4 protein-coding genes are annotated in these 2,502 nt (G+C 63.6%); 2 read left to right on the plus strand and 2 right to left on the minus strand.

The genetic code is table 11. The annotated features are described in order from the left end of the window. Window positions 1-272, minus strand: a 272-nt coding sequence (locus ACIQ67_RS20690) for a hypothetical protein (RefSeq protein ID WP_397536256.1), incomplete at its 3' end; no start/stop codon positions are given. A 270-nt stretch (window positions 273-542) separates the two neighbouring features. Here ACIQ67_RS20690 and ACIQ67_RS20695 point away from each other — a divergent pair. After that, window positions 543-731: a hypothetical protein gene (locus tag ACIQ67_RS20695; protein WP_397536257.1), complete on the plus strand. Its 189-nt coding sequence runs from the start codon at window positions 543-545 to the stop codon at window positions 729-731. A 403-nt stretch (window positions 732-1,134) separates the two neighbouring features. On the opposite strand, the gene ACIQ67_RS20700 is transcribed toward ACIQ67_RS20695, so the two are convergent. Then, window positions 1,135-1,899, minus strand: a complete 765-nt coding sequence (locus ACIQ67_RS20700) for an SOS response-associated peptidase family protein (RefSeq protein ID WP_397536258.1) — start codon at window positions 1,897-1,899, stop codon at window positions 1,135-1,137. Window positions 1,900-2,132: 233 nt separating this feature from the next. Between ACIQ67_RS20700 and ACIQ67_RS20705 the strand changes: the two genes are divergently transcribed. Then, window positions 2,133-2,502 (plus strand): S1/P1 nuclease (locus ACIQ67_RS20705; protein WP_397536259.1); only part of this gene is annotated, 370 nt, incomplete at its 3' end.

Genomic DNA, 2,502 nt, shown 5'->3' on the forward strand with positions numbered 1-2,502 from the left:
GGCCCCGTCACATGGGAGCTCAGGGTGTGCCCGGCATCACGCTGAAACGCTGCCCGGCATCGTTGTGAAACGCTGCCCGGGATCAGACTGAAAACGCTGCCCGGGATCGCTGAAATACGCAGTTGAACGATCTGCTGCGCTGCAGCTTGCGACTTGCCGGTAATCACAACGCGCGGCAACTGCTCGATCTTCATCGATTCAGCCTGTGCGGCCAGCGGGGCGGCGATCACCAGGGTCAGGCCAGCGACGATTTGGAAGATGGTGGTGTTCATGGTCGGCTCCTTGTGCGTTTCAGCGAAGTGCTGTGTTGATGGAGTCAGTATCGGAAGTCATGCCGAGACTCACCAGGCGCAAGCGATGAGCTGCAAATTCGGCCACCTGAATCGTCCACAAGCCCGCGTGACCTGAAAGTCCCGCACGCCGTTCGGCCCCCGCTTCCGACTTAGCCCCCCCCTGGACTCCCCCCTCCTCGGGGAGCACTCCTCAGTCAGATAGCGAACGCACAGCCCGTCGTCAAAAGTCTTCGAACCAAGGTGGCCGCCATGCACGCCATCCTGTCCACCCAAGCAGACCCTGCCCTCACGCCGCCCAGCCTGGCCGCCCGGGTCTACAGCCATTTCAGCCAAACCCTGCCCTGGACCTGGACCGTGAGCGCCTTGCCGCTGCCGGAGGTGTCCGAGTCCACCTGGGCCGACTGGGTGGCCGAGGAAGCCCGCTTCCTGGCCTCCTGAGGCTCTACTGCTAGTTCACCCGGCTCGGCGCGGCCAAATGGCTGCCACCGACTTTCCGGCCCTCCTCCTCTAGCGCTCGATGCTGTATAAATAAACAGTATGCAAGTCGATGTTGTTGAGCTGTACCGGTTGGGAGTGCGCCGTCCGCGGGAGGAGGTGCGCGCGGCCACGCCGATGCGCGCCGAGCTGGACCTGGATCGACTCTGGAGCTGGGCGAGCGTCGCTCGTGAGCGGGCCCAGATGCACGCTCACCTGATGCCGATGAGCCTGGAGCCCTTGTACAAGGCGCGGGTGGTGCTCATGCGCCGGCACCACATCCTGATCTGCGGCCAGCAGCGTGCCGTAGCGCCAGGTCCGCGGGCAAAGGAAGAGCTCTACGACCAGATGTGGTGGTGCCGGGTGGTCAGAACAGACCGGGCTGAGCGTCCTGACCTGGCGCCGACTTCTCAGCCAGCACCCGGTCCGTGCGCTTTGCATCGGACAGGTCGAAGAACTCCGGGGGCGACAGGACACTGAGCACTTCCCGGGCCTGCGCCTCCGAGCCCATCAGCCAGGCATCCCAGCGCTCTGGCTCCACATGCACCACGGCCCTCTTGTCCTCGGGCTCCCCGGGCTTGAGCTTGGGGTCTGGCTTGTGCAGGCGATTGAGCAAGGGATGCTCGTTGCAGTTGCGGGTGAGCATGGTGAAATTCGGCACCACCTCACCCGTCTGTGGATCGGTCCACTCCGACCACAAGCCTGCCAGCATCCAGGGCAGTCCGTCAGCGCGTCGCAGTTGCCACCAGATGTTGCGTCCGGTCTCCCAGTTGGGTTCTTGATACCAAGAAGCGGGGATCAGGCAACGCTGCCCCGCCTTCCAGGCCGCAGAGAAGGTCGGCAGCCGGTGCGCTGACTCCAGTCGCGCGTTGTTGGTGCTCTTGGGCTGCGGCTTGCGCGGCTTGGCTCCAGGCATCACCTTGGGCTCGATGAGTTCAATGCGCGACGGCGCGCCAGGCCGTATCAATCCCCACTGGCCAATCTGCCCCAGCAGAGACCCTTCAACCGGCCTCAGAAACAACCCTGCCTGAAAAGGCCCGACCGTGCCCAGCACGTAGTCCGGCAGCATCGCCACCTTACCTATGTAGTGCTCAGCCTCGCCCTTGGGGCTGACGTTGTAGAGATTGCACATGGGGCCAACTGTATGCCGGCTAGTGACGCCACAGGGCATCGATACACTGCGCGCCCGAACCTGCGTCGTGCCATAACGGGTATGAGCAGCCACCAGTGGTCCTTCATTGCTGCCCCTTCTCCATGCGCCCCCTTCTGCGACTCCACCCGCTACGCCTTACCCTCTTGTTGTCTGCCTTGATGGGCGGCCTGGTGACTGGCCAGGCCCATGCCTGGGGCTATGAGACCCATCGAATGATCGCTAGTCTGGCCGAGCCGCAGCTCAGCCCGGAGGCAAAAGCTCAAGTGCAGCGGCTGCTGGATCTGGAACCTGGCGCCACCCTATCGTCCATTGCGACTTGGGCAGATGAGATCCGGGACCGCAAGTCCGCCGCCTGGCATTACGTCAACTTCGACGACGCGGACTGCACCTACAAGCCCGAGCGCTACTGTGCCGATGGCAACTGCGTGGTCGACGCCATCGCGGCACAGGTGAAGATCCTGAAGTCTTCGGCTCCGGACGCAGAGCGGCTCACCGCGCTGAAGTTCGTGGTGCACCTCGTGGCCGACATACATCAGCCCTTACACGCCGGCTTCGGCGAAGACAAAGGAGGCAACCTGTTTC

The organism is Roseateles sp., assembly GCF_044373315.1.
Lineage (GTDB): Bacteria > Pseudomonadota > Gammaproteobacteria > Burkholderiales > Burkholderiaceae_C > JACDQM01.

Coding starts and splice junctions, on each gene's coding strand:
- ACIQ67_RS20695 (WP_397536257.1), top strand. CDS start 543: ATGCACGCCATCCTGTCCACCCAAGCAGACCCTGCCCTCACGCCGCCC.
- ACIQ67_RS20700 (WP_397536258.1), bottom strand. CDS start 1,899: ATGTGCAATCTCTACAACGTCAGCCCCAAGGGCGAGGCTGAGCACTAC.